General features: G+C 59.9%; 15 protein-coding genes. 7 read left to right on the top strand and 8 right to left on the bottom strand.

Going from position 1 to position 17,721, the window contains the following annotated elements; genetic code table 11:
- Window positions 1–46: 46 nt before the first annotated feature.
- From neuC to AC2D8O_RS01480, 7 genes are all read right to left on the bottom strand, one after another.
- On the bottom strand, window positions 47–1,234 hold the full coding sequence (neuC, locus tag AC2D8O_RS01450; protein ID WP_484676997.1) for a UDP-N-acetylglucosamine 2-epimerase: 1,188 nt from the start codon (window positions 1,232–1,234) through the stop codon (window positions 47–49).
- Window positions 1,235–1,322: 88 nt separating this feature from the next.
- The gene (locus AC2D8O_RS01455; RefSeq protein ID WP_484676998.1) at window positions 1,323–2,075 is read right to left on the bottom strand and encodes a succinate dehydrogenase/fumarate reductase iron-sulfur subunit; all 753 of its coding nucleotides are present in this window, start codon (window positions 2,073–2,075) and stop codon (window positions 1,323–1,325) included.
- A gap of 33 nt (window positions 2,076–2,108) precedes the next feature.
- On the bottom strand, window positions 2,109–4,025 hold the full coding sequence (locus AC2D8O_RS01460) for a fumarate reductase/succinate dehydrogenase flavoprotein subunit (protein WP_484678263.1): 1,917 nt from the start codon (window positions 4,023–4,025) through the stop codon (window positions 2,109–2,111).
- Between the two features lie 43 nt (window positions 4,026–4,068).
- Complete coding sequence (locus AC2D8O_RS01465) at window positions 4,069–4,737, bottom strand: succinate dehydrogenase cytochrome b subunit (protein WP_484676999.1); 669 nt, start codon at window positions 4,735–4,737, stop codon at window positions 4,069–4,071.
- Window positions 4,738–4,972: 235 nt separating this feature from the next.
- Window positions 4,973–5,818, bottom strand: coding sequence for an acyl-CoA desaturase (locus AC2D8O_RS01470; RefSeq protein ID WP_484677000.1), 846 nt, complete (start codon window positions 5,816–5,818; stop codon window positions 4,973–4,975).
- A 176-nt stretch (window positions 5,819–5,994) separates the two neighbouring features.
- A complete protein-coding gene (locus AC2D8O_RS01475) occupies window positions 5,995–7,269 on the bottom strand; it encodes a TAXI family TRAP transporter solute-binding subunit (protein ID WP_484677001.1) in 1,275 nt (424 codons plus the stop codon).
- Between the two features lie 46 nt (window positions 7,270–7,315).
- A complete protein-coding gene (locus AC2D8O_RS01480) occupies window positions 7,316–7,951 on the bottom strand; it encodes a hypothetical protein (RefSeq protein WP_484677002.1) in 636 nt (211 codons plus the stop codon).
- A 46-nt stretch (window positions 7,952–7,997) separates the two neighbouring features.
- On the opposite strand from AC2D8O_RS01480, the gene AC2D8O_RS01485 reads away from it, so the two are divergent.
- From AC2D8O_RS01485 to AC2D8O_RS01510, 6 genes are all read left to right on the top strand, one after another.
- A complete protein-coding gene (locus AC2D8O_RS01485) occupies window positions 7,998–9,110 on the top strand; it encodes a serine hydrolase domain-containing protein (RefSeq protein WP_484677003.1) in 1,113 nt (370 codons plus the stop codon).
- A 31-nt stretch (window positions 9,111–9,141) separates the two neighbouring features.
- A complete protein-coding gene (locus AC2D8O_RS01490; RefSeq protein WP_484677004.1) occupies window positions 9,142–9,873 on the top strand; it encodes an HNH endonuclease in 732 nt (243 codons plus the stop codon).
- Window positions 9,874–10,037: 164 nt separating this feature from the next.
- A complete protein-coding gene (locus AC2D8O_RS01495; RefSeq protein ID WP_484677005.1) occupies window positions 10,038–11,741 on the top strand; it encodes a S41 family peptidase in 1,704 nt (567 codons plus the stop codon).
- Window positions 11,742–11,853: 112 nt separating this feature from the next.
- Window positions 11,854–12,783, top strand: a complete 930-nt coding sequence (locus tag AC2D8O_RS01500; RefSeq protein ID WP_484677006.1) for an SDR family oxidoreductase — start codon at window positions 11,854–11,856, stop codon at window positions 12,781–12,783.
- Between the two features lie 153 nt (window positions 12,784–12,936).
- On the top strand, window positions 12,937–13,560 hold the full coding sequence (locus AC2D8O_RS01505) for a hypothetical protein (RefSeq protein ID WP_484677007.1): 624 nt from the start codon (window positions 12,937–12,939) through the stop codon (window positions 13,558–13,560).
- A gap of 2 nt (window positions 13,561–13,562) precedes the next feature.
- Entirely contained in the window at window positions 13,563–15,788 is a 2,226-nt protein-coding gene (locus tag AC2D8O_RS01510) for a WG repeat-containing protein (protein ID WP_484677008.1), read from the top strand.
- Window positions 15,789–15,794: 6 nt separating this feature from the next.
- On the opposite strand, the gene AC2D8O_RS01515 is transcribed toward AC2D8O_RS01510, so the two are convergent.
- Complete coding sequence (locus AC2D8O_RS01515) at window positions 15,795–16,787, bottom strand: peroxiredoxin family protein (RefSeq protein ID WP_484677009.1); 993 nt, start codon at window positions 16,785–16,787, stop codon at window positions 15,795–15,797.
- Window positions 16,788–17,037: 250 nt separating this feature from the next.
- Between AC2D8O_RS01515 and AC2D8O_RS01520 the strand changes: the two genes are divergently transcribed.
- On the top strand, window positions 17,038–17,577 hold the full coding sequence (locus AC2D8O_RS01520; RefSeq protein WP_484677010.1) for a hypothetical protein: 540 nt from the start codon (window positions 17,038–17,040) through the stop codon (window positions 17,575–17,577).
- Window positions 17,578–17,721: the final 144 nt, after the last annotated feature.

Below are 17,721 nucleotides of genomic sequence, written 5' to 3' on the forward strand. Positions count from 1 at the left end.
GGCCACACAATGGGTGGCCTTTCGCTTTGCTGTAACGGCAACCCCGTCAGTGTGTGTCTGCCACTGGCAAATCGTAAAAATGCTTCATCCGCAGACCTTCCAGCGGATAGGTAGCCAGCACCTGTACAATTTCGGCAGAGGCATCGCCCTTGCTGTAGGGGTTCACCACGGTCTTCAGTTTTTCGCGGAACGCTGGCGACAGCGCTTCGCGAATGGTATCTGCTATGGCATCACGATTGGGCGGGCAGTTGAGGGTCGATGCCGCCTGAACACGCCCAGCCTGTCGTTCGCCGATGTTGACCGTGGCTGTACGGAACGACGGCGCCTCGATAATCCCGCTGGAGCTGTTGCCAATCACGGCGTCCACCTGCGCCATCAGCGATAGATAGCGCAACTGACCCAACGAGGTGTACGCCTGCGCGCGGTGTGTATGGCCGCGTACAAACGCGTTGATAAGGTCAATGATTACAAGACCGTCAGGGTCCGAGTTCGGGTAGGTAAAGAAGAGATGGGCGTCGGGGAAAGCCTCCAGCGCATACAGCAACTCCTCAAACTGCGCGCGCGACGACTGTTCCGCCAGTGTCGCTGGATGAAACGTCACCAGAAAGTTCTGCCGCCCCAGCGGAAACTCCAGCGACTGCTCCAGCGCGGGGCGGTCCAGCAGTGTCAGATGGCGGATGTTGTCCAGGCCGGGGGCACCCACATGCCACACATGGTCGGGCTGCTCGCCCAGCTGTATCACCCGCTGGCGGTACACTTCTGTAGAGGTAAAATGCAGGTGCGCCATTTTGGTAATGGCATGGCGAATGGCCTCGTCCATGGCGCCTTCTGTCTTTTCACCGCCGTGTATATGGGCAATCGGCAGGCGGGCCACCATGGCTGCCGAAGCCGCAGAGAGTATCTCGTAGCGGTCGCCCAGCACCACCACCAGGTCAGGCTTCAGTTCGTCGTAGGCCTGGGCAAAGCCGATGAGGGCCAGCCCCATGCTGTTGGCAGTCGCCACGGCCGTGTCCGAACTCAGCAGTATCTCCACCTTCCGGTCAATCCGGAAGCCATCTTTCTCGATCTGCTGCCAGGTGTTGCCAAACTGCGGCGACAGGTGCATGCCCGTGGCGATAATCTGCACCTGTACATCCGTCCGCGCCGACAGCCCTTTCAACGTCCAATACAGCAGGCCGTAATCGGCCCGTGTGCCTGTAACAACGCAGATTTTCCGTTTGGCGGCTCCACTCATGCCGGTAAAGATAAGCGCCCTGCCCTGCCCTATACGACAACAGCCCGGCATTTCTGCTGGGCTGCTTCGTTTACGGGGTTGCCGGATACTAGTCGTACTGGCGGGGCAGCGAGGCCACGATGTACTCCCGGTTCAGGCGGGCAATGTTGGCAATCGAAATGCCTTTGGGGCACTCGGCCTCGCAGGCACCCGTGTTGGTGCAGGCACCGAAGCCTTCGGCGTCGTGCTGGGCCACCATGGCCAGTACACGCTTGTGGCGCTCGGGCGCACCCTGGGGCAGCATGGCCAGGTGGCTCACTTTGGCACTCAGGAACAGCATGGCGCTGGCGTTCTGGCAGGCCGCCACACACGCACCACAGCCAATGCACTCGGCACTTTCGAACGCCTTGTCCGAAATGGCCTTGTCAATGGGAATGGCGTTGGCGTCAGGGGCACTGCCGGTGTCTACCGAGATGAAGCCACCCGCCTGGATGATGCGGTCCAGCGCCGAGCGGTCGGTCGCCAGGTCCTTCATCACCGGGAAGGCCGAGGCACGCCAGGGCTCTATCACGATGGTTTCGCCGTCGGTGAACTCGCGCATGTGCAGCTGGCAGGTAGCCACCCGCTGCTTCGGGCCGTGGGCACGGCCGTTGATGTACATGCTGCAGCTGCCACAGATGCCTTCGCGGCAGTCGTGGTCAAACACGATGGGCTCCTTGCCCTCGCGCTCCAGCTCGTCGTTCACCACGTCCATCATTTCCAGGAACGAGGCGTCGGAGCTGATGTTCTTCGCCTGGTAGGTCTCAAAGCGGCCAGACGCCTTGTCTGATTTCTGCCGCCAGACTTTCAGCGTGAAGTTCATATGTTGTGATGTTAGAGGCTAAGGATAAGGAGATTACTTGTAGCTGCGCTGGGTCAGTTTCACGTTTTCGAAAGCCAGCGCTTCTTTGTTGAGCTCGGCAGCAACGTTGTCGCCCTTGTATTCCCAGGCGGCCACATAGCAGAAGTCCTCGTCGTTACGGCGGGCTTCGCCTTCCTCGGTCTGGAACTCCTCGCGCAGGTGGCAGCCGCAGCTTTCGTTGCGGTCAAGTGCATCCTGGCACATCAGCTCGCCCAGCTCCAGGAAGTCAGCCACACGCAGGGCTTTCTCCAGGCTCTGGTTGAACTCTTCGTTCGTGCCCGTCACCTTTACGTCTTTCCAGAACTCCTCGCGCAGCTGGCGGATGTCGGCGATGGACTTCTTCAGGCCCTCGGCGGTACGCGCCATGCCGCAGTTGTCCCACAGAATCTTGCCCAGTTTGCGGTGGAAGTCGTCTACTACCGTTTTACCGTTTACGCTCAGCAGCTTGGCAATGCGGTCGCGCACTTCCTTCTCGGCTGTTTCGAAGGCGGCATGGTTCGTGTCGATTTTCTCGCCCGGCTTCTCGCCTGCCAGATAGTCGCCCAGGGTATAGGGAATCACGAAGTAGCCATCGGCCAGACCCTGCATCAGCGCCGACGCACCCAGGCGGTTGGCACCGTGGTCAGAGAAGTTGGCCTCGCCCAGCGCATACAGGCCGGGGATGGTCGTCATCAGGTTGTAGTCTACCCACAGGCCACCCATCGTGTAGTGTACCGCGGGGTAAATCATCATCGGCTCCTCATAGGGGTTGCGGGCCGTGATTTCGTGGTACATGTCGAAGAGGTTGCCGTAGCGCGCCTCAATGGTGTGCTTGCCCAGGCGGTTGATGGCGTGGCTGAAGTCCAGGTACACGGCCTTGCCGGTTGCACCTACACCCAAACCCTTGTCGCACACGTCCTTGGCGTTGCGGCTGGCCACGTCACGGGGCACCAGGTTACCGAAAGCGGGGTAACGCTCTTCCAGATAGTAGTAGCGTTCGTTCTCGGGAATCTGGCTGGCAGGACGGGTATCGCCGGCCTTGCGGGGCACCCACACACGGCCATCGTTGCGCAGCGATTCCGACATCAGCGTCAGCTTGCTCTGGTACTCGCCCGTCTGCGGAATGCAGGTCGGGTGCACCTGTACGAAGCTGGGGTTGGCAAACAGCGCACCGCGCTTGTAGGCACGCCAGGCGGCACTGCCGTTGCTGTTGCGGGCGTTGGTAGACAGATAGTAGGCGTTGCCGTAGCCACCCGTGCACAGCAGCACGGCATGGGCCGAATGGCGCTCGATCTTGCCTGTGCGCAGGTCGCGGGTGATGATACCCTTGCACTTGCCATCCATTACCACCACATCCAGCAGTTCGGTGTTGGTGATCATCTGGATGTTGCCCAGGCCAATCTGGCGGCTCATGGCGCTGTAGGCACCCAGCAACAGCTGCTGGCCGGTCTGGCCACGGGCATAGAACGTACGGCTTACCTGTGCACCACCGAACGAACGGGTGTCCAGGAGTCCGCCATATTCGCGGGCAAAGGGTACACCCTGGGCCACGCACTGGTCAATAATGCTGACCGAGCACTCGGCCAGACGGTGTACGTTGGCTTCGCGGGCGCGGAAGTCGCCACCCTTGATGGTGTCGTAGAACAGACGGCCTACGCTGTCGCCGTCGTTGCGGTAATTCTTGGCAGCGTTGATACCGCCCTGGGCCGCAATGCTGTGCGCACGGCGGGGCGAGTTGTGGTAGCAGAACGCTTTTACGCGGTAGCCGAGCTCGGCCAGCGACGCCGCAGCCGATGCACCAGCCAGGCCGGTACCCACCACGATGACGTCGAACTTACGCTTGTTCGCAGGGCTCACCAGGCGGATGTTCGCCTTGTGCTTGCGCCATTTCTCCTCGAGTTTCCCCTCGGGCACTTTGCCATCCAGCTTGATCATATGATGTGGGGTTTGGGGTCGTTGGGTTCAGTATCCGGCCTCAGCCGCGGAAATACAGAAAATACAGCGGTATGATGGTGTAGCCCAGGCACAGGATGATGGACAACACGGTACCTGCCAGGTTGACACGCTTGGCAAAACCGGGGTTCATCTTCAGGCCCAGCGTCTGCAGGCCACTGCCAAAGCCGTGAATCATGTGGCCACACAGCACCACGAACGTCACGATGTAGAACCAGGCAAACAGTGGGTCGCTGAACTTGGCCACAACAAGGTCAAAGGGCGTGTCGCCCGTCTTCAATATGCGGTAGGGCCAGAGGAAAGAGTACAGGTGGATAACCAGGAAGGCCAGGATGAGCAGGCCACTCCAGATCATGGTGCGTGAGAGAAAGGATACCTGCTTGGCAGGCTTGCTCACGTGATACTTCACCGGGCGGGCGGCGTTGTTCAGGCGGTTCAGGTAAATCGTCAGGCCGATGTGCCCAAAGAGGCTCACGAACAGGACAACCTCGATGATCCGGATCAGCGGGCTGTTTACCATGTTGTGCGAGTACTCATTGAAGGCCACACCTGTAGGGTCTACCAGCAACAGCATGTTGCCCAGCAGGTGCTCGATCATGAAGATGTACAGGAACAGGCCGAAGAGCGCCACCATGACCTTGCGGCCTACGGTAGCCCTGAGAAAAGATGCAGAATGCGGTGCGGCTTGCATGTCGTTCGGGCAGTTGGTTGGGGATTGCGGGATACAAGATATCCCGGGCTGCCAAAAATAGGATTCTAACGGGTGTTTGTACAGATAGAGAAACAGAAAATGCCCCTTTCGGTTTCCCCAATGCAGCTATTTGGAACCCGTCTAAAGGAAATGTCTACCCGAAAGACATCTGTCTGCCCAAAATGCAGACAGGCACCCGTTGGGGTGCCTGTCGCTGTATCATGCCTCAGCAAGGTTACTCGCTGTGACGGGGATTGTAGGTTTTCTGCTCACGCTCAATCACCTCGGCTTCCACGGCGGTGTGGCTGGGCTCAGCGGCTGCATAAGCTTCAATCTGCTCGCGGGTCACCTTGCGGCGGCCACGCAGCTTGATGATACCCACGGCGTGCAGAATGCGCAGCATCACGTAACCGGGGTCAAACTCCCACCAGCGGGTAGCGAAGTTGGGCTTCAGCGGAAACTTGTGGTGGTTGTTCTGGAACAGCTCGCCCAGCATCAGGAAGTCGAACACCAGCGTGTTGCGGCTGTTGTCGTTGTTGTTGTAGTTGCGGTAGCCCACTTTGTGGCCAGCCCAGTTCACGATGGCACCGTGGATGGGGCCCATCAGGAAGTGTACGGGCAGCAGCAGGAACCAGGCCCAGTGGTTGGCGAAATACATGTAGAACACCACGTAGGCAGCTCCCCAGCCCACACGGCTTCCCCAGCTTTCGGCAAACTGCTCAAACTTGTTCCACATCGGGTAGCCATGCAGAAACTCTTTGGCTACAACGATGCGCTCGGTCAGCAGGCCGAAGTAGTATTCCTTCGTGTGCCACATCATCTTGAAGATGTTGGGATGCTGCACAGGGCTGTGCGGATCATCCGGCGTGTCGCTGTATACGTGGTGCAGGCGGTGCATGATGGCGTAGGCCCGCGGATTCAGGAACGAACTGCCCTGCGCTATGTACGTCAGGAAGAAAAACACCCGCTCCCAGAACTTGCTGAGCGAGTACATACGGTGTGCCGCATAACGGTGATGGAACAGCGTCTGGGCGAACAGCGAGGCGAACCAGTGGCCTACGAAGAAGAAAGGGATAACCATTGAAAGTCGGACCGTCTCCGGGTTGAGGATGGGAAAGAGGAGGAGTTCCGTTGGCTAAATACGTAAAAACAGCCTGAAAAAGTCTACGCCAAAACCTAAACGTGGGAAAATGAGGCAGAAAAATAAACGAACGTTCGGTAGCCTCGTTAAAAGGGGCCTGGGCCGAGTGTCCAGCGCTAGTCGTCCAGCTCGCCGGGCAGCTCGTGCAGACGGTCCAGCACGGTCTTACGGGCTTGCTCCAGCAGCCGCAGCAGAATCGAGAACGACTCATTGGCCGGCAGGCGCTCGGCCAGCAGCTGTTCGCTGGCCCGTGCCCGTATGTCCTGTAGTTTGTGCAGTTCCTGCTGGCACTCGCTGCGGCTGTCTAGCAGATAGGCCTTGGCTTCGATACTCACTACTTCGGCATAGTACACTTCCAGGCGGTTGAGGTAGCGCTTCTCGCGGATGCGTGCCAGCGTCAGCAGCCCTGCGTACACAATGCTCGCCAGCGTAATGCCAAGCCCCAGCACCTCGGCATAGCGCTCCAGCAGGGTGGGTTTGTCGCGGTCCAGGAACTGTACTGCCGCCGGGTGCAGCGGATAGCGAAACGCCTGTGCCGCATAGTCTACGGCAACGTCGCGCAGCAGCAGGTTGGTGTCATCGAGGTGCGCGCGCTGGTCGTGCAGCGCCGCTATCAGGGCATAAGCCGTCTGGTCGTCGAGATCGCGGCGGGCCAGCAGTACGTTATCTACGGCCAGGGTGAGGGTAGGCTCCGAGGGCAACCCTGCCCAGGTGTTGCGGGGCAGCAGCACGGTCTGCGCCAGCGGATAGTTCATCACAAAGCCGTCCACCGCACTGCCATTGCCGGCCCAGGCGGCATCGTCCAGACTGAAGAGGCTCACCGTCTGGCTGCGCAGCATCTTCAAAACGCGGGGGTCGCTCAGGCTGGTCATCGAGCACGAAACGTCTATCCGGTCATCCACCACGTTTTCGTTGTAGTGGGTGTAAACCAGGGTGTAACTGGTGCTGTCTACTCCAAAGGCAGTGAGCAAGGCCTTCACCAGTTGGGCTGTGCCCCCGTCTTTGGGCCCTACGCCAATGCGGCGGCCATTTACCAGTTCGGCCAGATTGCCATCGGGCAGACTGGCGCGGTACAGAATCAGCAGATACTGGCGGTACACCGGCATAAGGGTGCGCAGTTGGCTGACGTCGGCGTGCGCCAACCGCACATCGTTCTGCACCAGCGCCAGATCAGCAGTGCCGTTCAGCAGGGCCTCGGCATTCTGACGACTGCCCTCGGTGGCAGGCCCCAGGTTTTCCACGCGGGCAGCCCCACTGGCCCGCCAAACTGGCATCATCCGCTCGGCCATTTGGTAGTGCAGAGTGCCTTCGGGGCCACTGGCCAGCTTCAGGCCCGGTCCACCACAACTAGCCAGAACCACAAAGACCAGCAGGAGAATCACAGTACGCATTGTGTGAAGATACAGCAGGGGCAGTGAATACGGGTCTCCCTATCGCCTACCGAAACACCTCGAAGAGGGGTTTCCACTTCTGCTGCAATGCTACCCAGGGCATCCCCGGCCCGCCACGCCACTCGATCCGGCGCTCAGGGTTACGGGCATACAAAATGCGATAACCAGTGGCATGCGTTCCTTTGCCTTTAGCAGGCAACTCGGCCGTTCTGTCGGTGGCCTCTACGGCCAAAAACAGTCCGCCTGGGCCTACATCCAGTGGCGTGTCAAACTGGAACACCAGCCGCTGGCCGTAGAAAGTCAACGTATAGGGCGGTAGAGCAATCTCCTTTCCGGGCCGCTGGGTCAGGGTGTCCTGCCAGTCTGTATACATGTGGTAGTTGCTGGTCCTATGCGCTGGGGGCACCTGTATCTGTATGGCAAAAGCCCGTAAACGCAGCGGTGGTGTATGCTGGTGAGCGGTATCACCCAGTACCAGACCCAGCATCACCGCGCTTACTTTTCCGGCTGCCACTCGCTCGGCATGCACCAGACCTTTGCCCCACACAACAGGCATCACTCGCTGCGCTTTCACTCTGTGGGTGGCAATCGTTACCTCTGGCAGGGTATAGGTACGCTCCTGCGCGTGGGCCACCGCAGGCAGCAACAGCAGCGCCAGAACGAAGCGTACAAAAACCCGCATGTCGGAAAGATAAGAGCCCATAGCCCTTCACCTGTTATCTTCCAGCATGTTGCGCCCCACCCTGACACTGCTCCTGGCCATATGGACGGTAGCTCATGCCCAGCCGCTCGATTCGGCCGCCCTTCAGCAGCGCCTCAATACCCTGCTGCCCAAAATGGCCGCAGCAGGTATACCCGGCTATGGCATCGCCATTGTGCAGAAGGGCCAACTGGTGTGGGCGGGCGGCATCGGCCTGTGCGAGCAGGGCAAGCCCCAGCTTGTTACGGCTGCCACCCGCTTCCAGACGGCGTCCATCAGCAAGAGTCTGGCTGCCACCGTGGTGGTGCGCCTGGCCCGTGCCGGGCGCGTGCAGCTCAATACCGACATCACCCCGCAGTTGCGCAGCTGGCAGCTTCCGCGTCCTGCGAAATGGGCCAATCTGCCCGTAACGCCCACCCTGTTGCTCCAGCACATGGCAGGCATCAACCTCGGCGGCAGCTGGGGCTATTCCACTGCCCACACCCCGCTGCCTACCCTGCTCGATTTCCTAAACGGACGGAATGGCCGCAGCGACGACCCCGCCGTGCGGGTGGTGAACCCCCCCGGTAAACGATACGACTATTCCACCGGCGGCTATGCCGTGCTGGAGCAGTGGCTGGTAGACACTCAGAACAAGCCTTACAGCCAATTGGCTGCCGACGAAGTATTCGCCCCGCTGGGCATGGGGCAGTCAGACTTCCGGCTGTTTCCGCAGGATAGCGCCGGAGCAACCTACGCCAGCGGCCACAACAAGGACGGGCCATTGCCTGGGCGCATGCGGGCGTATCCCTTTGCGGCGGGGGCAGGCTGGAATGCCAGTGCCGGCGATGTAGCCCGCCTGCTGAAAGGCCTGCTGGATGCCTGGCACAGCCGCGACACCACCTGGCTGCGCCGCGCAGACGTAGAAACCCTGATGACCACCCCCACGGACATCCCCTACGGTCTGGGCTGGCATGTGGAGGCTGCAGGAACGCCCGATGTGGCGCTCTTCCATCGGGGGCTCAACGCTGGGTTTTTCAACATCGCCAAGGTGTATCTGGACGCCGACTATGCCGTGGTGATTCTGAGCAACAGCGAGCGGGGCGCCACGCTCTGGCCCGAACTGGGCACGCTCCTGGCCGAACTCTGGCCCGTGCGGTAGCCGCGCCTACATTGCCTAGCTTTGCCAGCCCATGCCCAACTGGACGCGCGACGAACTGCTACAGGCGCTGCATCTTTACTGTCGCACGCCCTTTGGGCGCATCCACAACCGCAACCCGGAAGTGGTAGCCTTGGCCCAGCACCTGGGCCGCACACCTAGCGCCGTTAGCTACAAGCTGGCCAACTTTGCCAGCCTTGACCCCACCCTTGACCGCAAAGGCGCTGGCAATGTTAGTAGGCTCGACCGCGAAGTATGGGAGGCATTCTTCGCCGTTGACGGAATCGCGTTGCACGAAGCGCAGCACCTACTGGCCTCTGCAAATACCGATGAAAAAACACTAGCTGAAACCGAATTTCCGGCAGGCACCACCCGCGAGCAGGTAGTTCAGACGCGCGTACAACAGGGATTTTACCGGCAGATGGTGCTCGCCAGCTACAATTACCGCTGCTGCCTCACCGGCATAGACGTGCCCGAGGTGCTGGTAGCCAGCCACATAGTGCCGTGGGCCGCCGAGCCCGCCCATAGACTGAACCCGCACAACGGTTTGTGCCTGAACGCCCTGCACGACCGTGCCTTCGACCGAGGCCTCTTTACACTCACCGACCACATGGAGGTGCGGCTATCCGCCACCGTGCTGCGCAAACCGTACAAGGAAACGGCCTTTTTGCAGGAACTGGACGGCAAGACTGTAACACCACCCGACAAGTTTGTGCCTCTGCCAAGCTTCTTGGCCTGGCACAGGGCACATGTGTTCGTGCCCTGACCCCACGCCACTACGTTAATTTCCCCTAACCGGCTGGCAACTGTGGGTTTCCGTCAGTAGATTCGTGTTGCTGGGTCGCTGGTCATGTAACGTTTGGCCCGATTCTGGCGTTAGACTGACAAGGTGGCGCGGCCTCCGCCCCACGCAACGCACTGAAGAAATCCATGAATCGACAGTTTCTGATTACCCTGGGGGCCATCTGCCTGCTGTTTGTAGGCATTCTGGCTGGCTTCCAGCTCCGCAGCCGCACAGGCACCGACGCCGGCAGCTCGGCCAGCGGCAGCTACTTCGCCAACCTCGAGAAATTCGAGCGGGTGGTGCAGTTCGTCAACGAAAACTACTTCGAGAAGGTCAACAACGAGAAGCTGGTGGAAGACGCCATCCGCGGCATGCTCGACGGGCTGGATCCCCACACCTACTACATCTCGGCTGCGGCCATGAAGGAGATGTCGGAAGAGATGCAGGGCAGCTTCGACGGCATTGGCGTGGAGTTCGGCATCATGGAAGACACCATCCGGGTGGTGGCGCCCCTGCGTGGTGGCCCCAGCGAACGCCTCGGCATCCTGGCCGGTGACCGCATCGTGAAAATCGACGACAAAGTGGTGGCTGGCATCGGCATCACCAGCAACGACGTGTTCAAGTACCTCAAGGGCCCGCGCGGCTCCAAGGTGCGCGTCACCATCAAGCGCATCGGCGTGAAAGACCCGATGGAGTTCGAGATCATCCGCGACAAAATCCCTGTACGGAGCGTAGACTACGCCTACATGGTGAACAGCGAAACCGGCTACATCCGCGTAGCCCGCTTCGCCCAGCAGACCTTCAAGGAGTTCCGCGAGAACCTGAAGATTCTGAAAGCGAAAGGCATGAAGAACCTGATTCTGGACCTCCGCAACAACCCAGGTGGTTTGATGTCGGCTTCCATCCAGATCTCAGACGACTTCCTGGGCAACGGCAAACTGGTGGTCTACACCGAAGGCCGCATCCCGCAGTCGAACGAACGCTTCGAGGCCAGCGACTTCTACAAAGAATGGGAGCAGGGCGGCCTGGTGGTGCTGATGGACGAAGGCTCGGCCTCGGCCAGTGAAATCGTAGCGGGTGCCGTGCAGGACTGGGACCGTGGCCTCATCGTGGGCACACGTTCCTTCGGCAAGGGTCTGGTACAGAACCAGGTGGAGCTGGGCGACGGTTCGGCGGTACGCATCGTGGTGTCGCGTTACTTCACACCTTCGGGCCGCTGCATCCAGAAGCCCTTCACCAAGGGTAAAGGCAACGAGTATGAGCGCGAGGTATACGCTCGCTTCGAAAGCGGCGAAGCCTATGACCCCACCAAGGTGAAGTTCCCCGACAGCCTGCGCTACAAGACCAACAGTGGCCGCACTGTCTACGGTGGTGGCGCCATTCTGCCAGATGTGTTTGTAGCCGACGACACTACGAGCAATTCGCAGTATCTCTACAACCTGCTGGTGCGCGGCGTGTTCGACCGTTTTGCCTACAAGTACGTAGACAGCCACCCCGAACTGAAGACCCAGTACAAGGACGGCTTTGACTTCACGGCGCGCTATCAGGTATCGGATGCCCTGCTGAAAGAGCTGACGGCTTTCGCTGCTGAGAACAAAGTAGCCTACGTAGAAAAAGACTTCCAGCGGAGCCGCCGTCTCATCCAGACCTGGCTGAAGGCACGCATTGGTCATGGCTTCTTTGGCGACGACGCTACTACACCGGTGTTCCTGTCGGTAGACCGGCAATTCCAGGCGGCATTGAAGTTGATACCTGCTGCACGCCAACTGGAGAGCACTGGCAGTTTTGACACCAAGCTGGTAGAGACTGTAGAAGGCGCCCGCAGCACGGGTTCGCTGGTAAACAAATGACAGTTTCAACCTCTTCATAGACAACACGCCCGGGCCAAATGCCTGGGCGTTTGTTTTTGGTTCGGCGCGTTGGTGCGGTGTGTATATTTGCCGCTCACCCGAACCAACCTGAATGGCCCGATATCTCGTAACCGGTGGTGGTGGCTTCATCGGCAGCAACCTGGTAGAAGCCCTGCTCCAGCAAGGTGAATTTGTACGCGTACTGGACAACTTCTCCACCGGCCGCCGTAGCAACCTGCAACCCTTCATCAATGACATTGAGCTGATCGAGGGCGACATCCGCAGCTACCACACGGTAGCCAAGGCGGTGCAGGGAATTGACTTTGTACTGCACCATGCGGCGCTGGGCTCTGTTCCCCGCTCCATCGCCGACCCCATTACCACCAACGACGTGAACGTAGGTGGCACCCTGAACCTGCTGCACGCCTCGATGGAGGCCCGCGTGAAGCGCTTCGTTAACGCGAGCTCATCATCCGTGTACGGCGACAATCCCATTTCGCCGAAAGACGAGACGCTGACGCTGGCTCCGAAGTCGCCCTACGCTGTCAGCAAAATGACGGGCGAGTACTACTGCCGCGTGTTCAACCAACTGCATGGGCTGGAGACGGTAATCCTGCGCTATTTCAATGTGTTTGGCCCACGGCAGGACCCCAACTCGCAGTATGCAGCAGTGATCCCGAAATTCCTGCGCTCGATGAAAGGCGGACAGGCACCCACCATCTTCGGTGATGGCACTGTCAGCCGCGACTTCACTTTTGTGCGCAACAACGTATCGGCCAATCTGCTGGCCTGCGAAGCCCCCAATGTGGGTGGCAAGGTGTTCAACATTGCCTGCGGCAGCACCTATTCGCTGAACCAACTGGTAGACGCCCTGAATGGAGCATTGGGCACAAGCATTGCCCCCAAGTATGCCGACCCCCGCGCAGGTGACATCCGCCACTCGCTGGCCGACATCCGCCGCGCCCAGGAAGAACTGCAATACAAAGTGCTGGTACCCTTTGAAGAAGGCATCAAAGTAACGGTAGACAAGTTCGAGGGCTGAGCCCGCCCCATCAGCTACAGATACAGCGGCACCCCAACAGGTGCCGCTTTCTTTTTAGCGACCTGTCGAATCTGGCGGGCAGATTGCCCACCACCACAGGCAGGCTGCCGCACGGGGCTTGTCCCTCCCGACGTGGGCGGCAACCTTGCTGGCATGACGAACACCCTCGCCGCCCACCTGGCTCACTGCCAGCGCCTGAACGACCGCCTGCGCCAGCTGTCAGAACAGGAGATGGCCAAACTGGAAGCCCTGTCGCGCAAACACGACCCACTCTGCCGCGAACAGCTGCATAGCGCCCGCACTACTCTGGCCCTCTACACCCAGAACCTCCAGGCGGCCGCTCGGTTGGAACAGCAATTGCTCCGCACAGACCTGCTGCGCCACAAAGTGCATCAGCCGCGCACCTCCCCTGCCAAAGCTGTGGCAAACGCCCCATCGAATCATGCCTCGGCCCACAGCTCCCAACCCCAACCCATGACTGCCCGCACTCCCGAAATGGAAAGCCCCCATCAGGTTGAAGAACCGGACAATGAACTGGACGACCTCAGCGACGAGCCCGCCCTGCTGGACGACGACGCCATGCTGCCGCCCTATATCTACGCCACTGCCGATGAGATCCGCCGGTGGCTGGACCATCCGTCCTACATACCGCCCCATGAACGGGCCGAGCTGCGCAACCACATGGCGCTGGGCATTTACACAGAAATGGAAGACCTGGTACGGCGCGGGCTGCCGCTGCCGGGCACACCGGAATCCACCCAAAGTGTACCTTTGTGACAATGCACCCCCGCTACCTGGTTACAACCCTGCTGGTATTTCTGCTGACTGGCAGCCTTGCGCGTGTACAGGGCCAGGGGCTGGACAAAGGCTACGAGGCCCTGCGCATCTTCAACTACTTTGAGGCCAAGCGGATTTTCGAAAAGCGGCTGGGCAAGGAGAAAGCCGGGGCACTCTATGGGCTGGGCACCATTTACCTGCGCACCGACAACCCTTTCCACAACCTGGACTCGGCCCGGAGCAAAGCCCAACAGCTGACAGCCGCCTGGGCCGCGCTGGATGCCAAAGGCCGCAGCACGCTGGCCCCCTTCGGTGTAACCGACAGCAGCGTGCAGGCCCTGTATGGCCAGGTGGCCCAAATGGCCTGGGAGCGTACCCGCACCGATGGCACCCTGCCTGCCTGGGAAACTTTCCTGCGCGACTACGCCGGTGCACCACAAGCCACAGAAGCCCGCACCATTCGCGACAGTCTGGCCTATGCCGATGCCCAGCGCACCGGTACACCCGAAGCCTATCGCCAGTTTGCCGACCGATACCCCACCGCACGGCAGGCAGCCACCGCGGAGCAGGCCTATCATCTGGCCCTTTTTCGCCGCGAAACCGCCGATCTGGAACCTGCCAGCTACGTGGCCTTTCTTCAGAAATATCCGGAGAGCCCGCTGGCCAGTGCCGCCCACGACAGCCTCTACACCCGCAGCACCCGCGACCACAGTGTGCAGGCCTATCGCCGCTTCCTCCAACTCTACCCCGACAATCCGCACGTAGCCGAAGCCTGGGAGCAGCTGTATCTGCGTTATACCGCCAGCCAGCAGCCGCAGCGCTATATGCTCTTCCTCAGCGAATATGCCAACAGCCCACTGGCCGCTCGCGCCCGCGAGGACCTGCGACTGGTGTACCAGCTGCTGCTGCCCGCCCGCATCGACTCGCTGATGGGCTACATTGACACCACAGGGCGCGTAGTCATTCCGCCACGTTTTGCCTGGGCCGACGACTTTTCGGGTGGCCTGGCACTGGTGGAACAGGACGCCCAGCTGGGCTATCTGGACAAACGAGGTGTGCTGCGCATTCCGCCCCAGTTTGAAGAAGCCCAGCGGTTTGCCGACGGCCTGGCGCAGGTGCAGCAGAACGAGCGCCTTGGCCTCATCAATGGGCAGGGCAAATGGGTACTGGCACCCGACTACAGCAACATAGGCGCATTTTCCGAGGGGCTGGCCGAAGTGCGTCGCAACGGCACCTATCGTTACATCAACCGCGGGGGCGAACAGGCCTTTGCAGGTGAGTTTGTGGCCGCTGGCCGCTTTGTCGACGGCCTGGCGCCCGTGGCCATTCAGGTATACGACTCTACGCTGGAAGACCAGGCCGTGCGCTACGGCTATGTCACCACCACTGGCGACACCACCATCGGCTTTCAGTACGACTGGGCTGAGGAGTTTCAGCAGGGCCGTGCGCGGGTGCAGCTGGCTGGCAGCTATGGAGTCATTGACACGGCCGCCAACCCAGTGCTGGCGATAGAATACGCGTTCATCGGCCCCTACAGCTACGACCGCTGTGTGGTGGCCAAAGGTGGCAAATATGGTTTTGCCGACCACACCGGCCGCATTGTAGTGCCGCTGGAATACGACCTTACCGAGCGTATCAAGGCCGAACCAGCGGCAGTGCGGGGCCAGCTGCGGCTGGTAAAGCGCCTGGGCACCGCTTTTCAGGTGGGCCTGGCCGATACCAGTGGCAAAGTGCTGGTGCCTGTACGCTATGAGGCGCTGTCGTACTATGCCGAAGACCGCGTAGCCATACGCATCAAAGGCCGCTGGGGATATCTGGACCGCGCCCTGCGCACAGTCGTTCCGCCCCGCTATGAAGAAGCTACCGATTACAGCGATGGTTTGGCGCGGGTGCGGCTCAATGGGCGTTGGGGCTGGATAGACACCACTGGCAAGGAGGTCATTCGTCCGGAGTATGAAGAGACACGGCCCTTCCGGTTTGGGCTGGCCCAGGTGCGCAAAGCAGGCCAGTGGGGGTTGATCGACGCACAGGGCACGGTAGTGGTGCCACCGTCGCTCGACGGCATAGAGGTGCTGGCCGATGGCATTCTGCGCCTGACCCGCGGCGAAGCCCGCGCCTATTTCGATGCCCTGAACTACCGCTGGATTTTCCGCGAGGCAGGGTTCGAACCCGAGCCTCCGGCCCCCAAGGCCGAGCCTGCGCCTACTTCAAGTGGCGGCACCCAGTAATCCCTGCTACGATACTTTGTCCAGCACCGGGAAAATGGTGTTGGGATCCAGAAACTCGCCAGGCTGTTCGGGCCGTGAAGTGTAGCGAACAATGCCTTTGCTGTCGATCAGGAAGCTGGCAGGGAGTGGAATGCCATGCTTGGGTACATCACCGATGGGTGGCAACAGCGGGTTTTCGGCCTGCACGCCATAACGACTGGTTACTGAGAGCGAGGGGTCTGACAGGACGTGGAAGTCCAGTTCCATACGCTGGGCCATGGCCAGGTTCACGCCAATGGGGTCGGGGCCAATGGCCACGAGCAGGATATTTTTCTCGGCAAACCGCTGCTGCTGCCGTTTATAGCTCACGAGCATCATATGGCAGAAGGGGCACCAGTCGCCTCGTACAAACATGAGCAGCACGGGCCGCTGACCCTGGTAATCGGAGAGCCGGAAGGGCAGGCCATGCTGGTCGGGCAGTTCGATTTCAGGTGCCGGGTCCCCGACGCTGACGCCATAGCCGTGGCGGGCCTGTTGCTGGAAAGCCCAGGCATTGCGGAAAATGCTGAACTGCCACGAGCCTGCAAAGCCCACTACCAGCGCAAACGGCACCAGCACCTGCCAATGGAAGAAGGGCAGCTGATACCAGCCCCAGAAGTAGCAGCCAAAGGCCGCCACTGTGAACGGAACCTCCAGCCACAAATGCTTCATATGGCCCAGCTGCTGAAAGAACGCCAGCCGCAGCGTAGGTACCACCGCCGCCAGAATGCCGGCCAATAGAAAGGGGTAGGCATCGCCTGCCAGCGTGGTGGCCAGCTTGCCGGTAAAGTATCCCATAAAGAGAAACAGGAAAAAACCGCCAGCCTGGTGCGTATGGCGGTTCATAAACTGGAAGGCGACGAAGTAGCCACCAACTGCCAGCCACAACGCGGCCTCAGGCTGCAATGGAAAAAGGAAACGAGCCCCCACCCACACAACGAGGATGGAAAAAGCCCAAAGTGCGGCGTTACGCTGCTTCATAAACTGGACTGACGGAGGAATGTGGTTGAAAGATAAGCAACTGGCCCTGAACGAAGCTGAGTAAAGCACACAGATTAAGTATTCATCCTGTATCAATACGACATGACTATTTCATACAACCTTTAAGGTCAATGCTTTGTAACCTTTAGACTTTGTGAAACAGACTGATAAAATTAAGTTTTGACCGCTAGGATATGTAAACGTCTGTTAAGAATTTTAGTGGTCGAACAACAACTAACAAGCAACGGCGATGAACACTCAGAACCATTCTGAGAGCGAGGGTAAGCGCGCGGTCTTGCCCCTGGCACTGCCGAACATGGCGAACGTGAGCATCGTGTCGCGGTGCAGCAAGGAAGCCCTGTTTCAGTCCATACTGGACACCCTCTCGGGCAAGGTGTCGTATTTCCAGCACTCGGCCCTGAGCCGGCTGGAGGTGTTGCAGGGCAAAGGCGATCGGCTGGGCGCGCTCTATCGCCTCGAGACACCTTTTGCACCCATCAGCTTTCGGCTTGTGAAGCTGGAACCTGCCAGCCGCATCGTCCTGAAAGGAGAAGACCAGCAACTCATTGGCTGGCAGGAATTTCTGATACAGGAACAGGACCTCTCGCACACCATACTCAGCAGCCACACGCAATTCGACTTTCTGGGCTACAACCTCGGCAATGCTTCGCGGGTGCTCAACCCCAGTGCCGTTGCAGGCACACTGCTGCTGGAGTTCCTGACTCAAATTGACAATGTAGCCAGCCAGATAGACTTCCTGCGCCGCCGCGAGGAAATGATCCGCGCCTGAGCGCCCCGCTCAATTATCCACACAGCACAGGCTTAACACGCCCTTCGCCGCCAGACAACCCACCAGCCCCACATTTGTGCCAACAAACATACACCATGCAGGCCGCTCCTACCTTACGCTCAGCTGTCCCGCCAGTCAAAACAT

Source organism: Pontibacter sp. T17 (assembly GCF_057219875.1).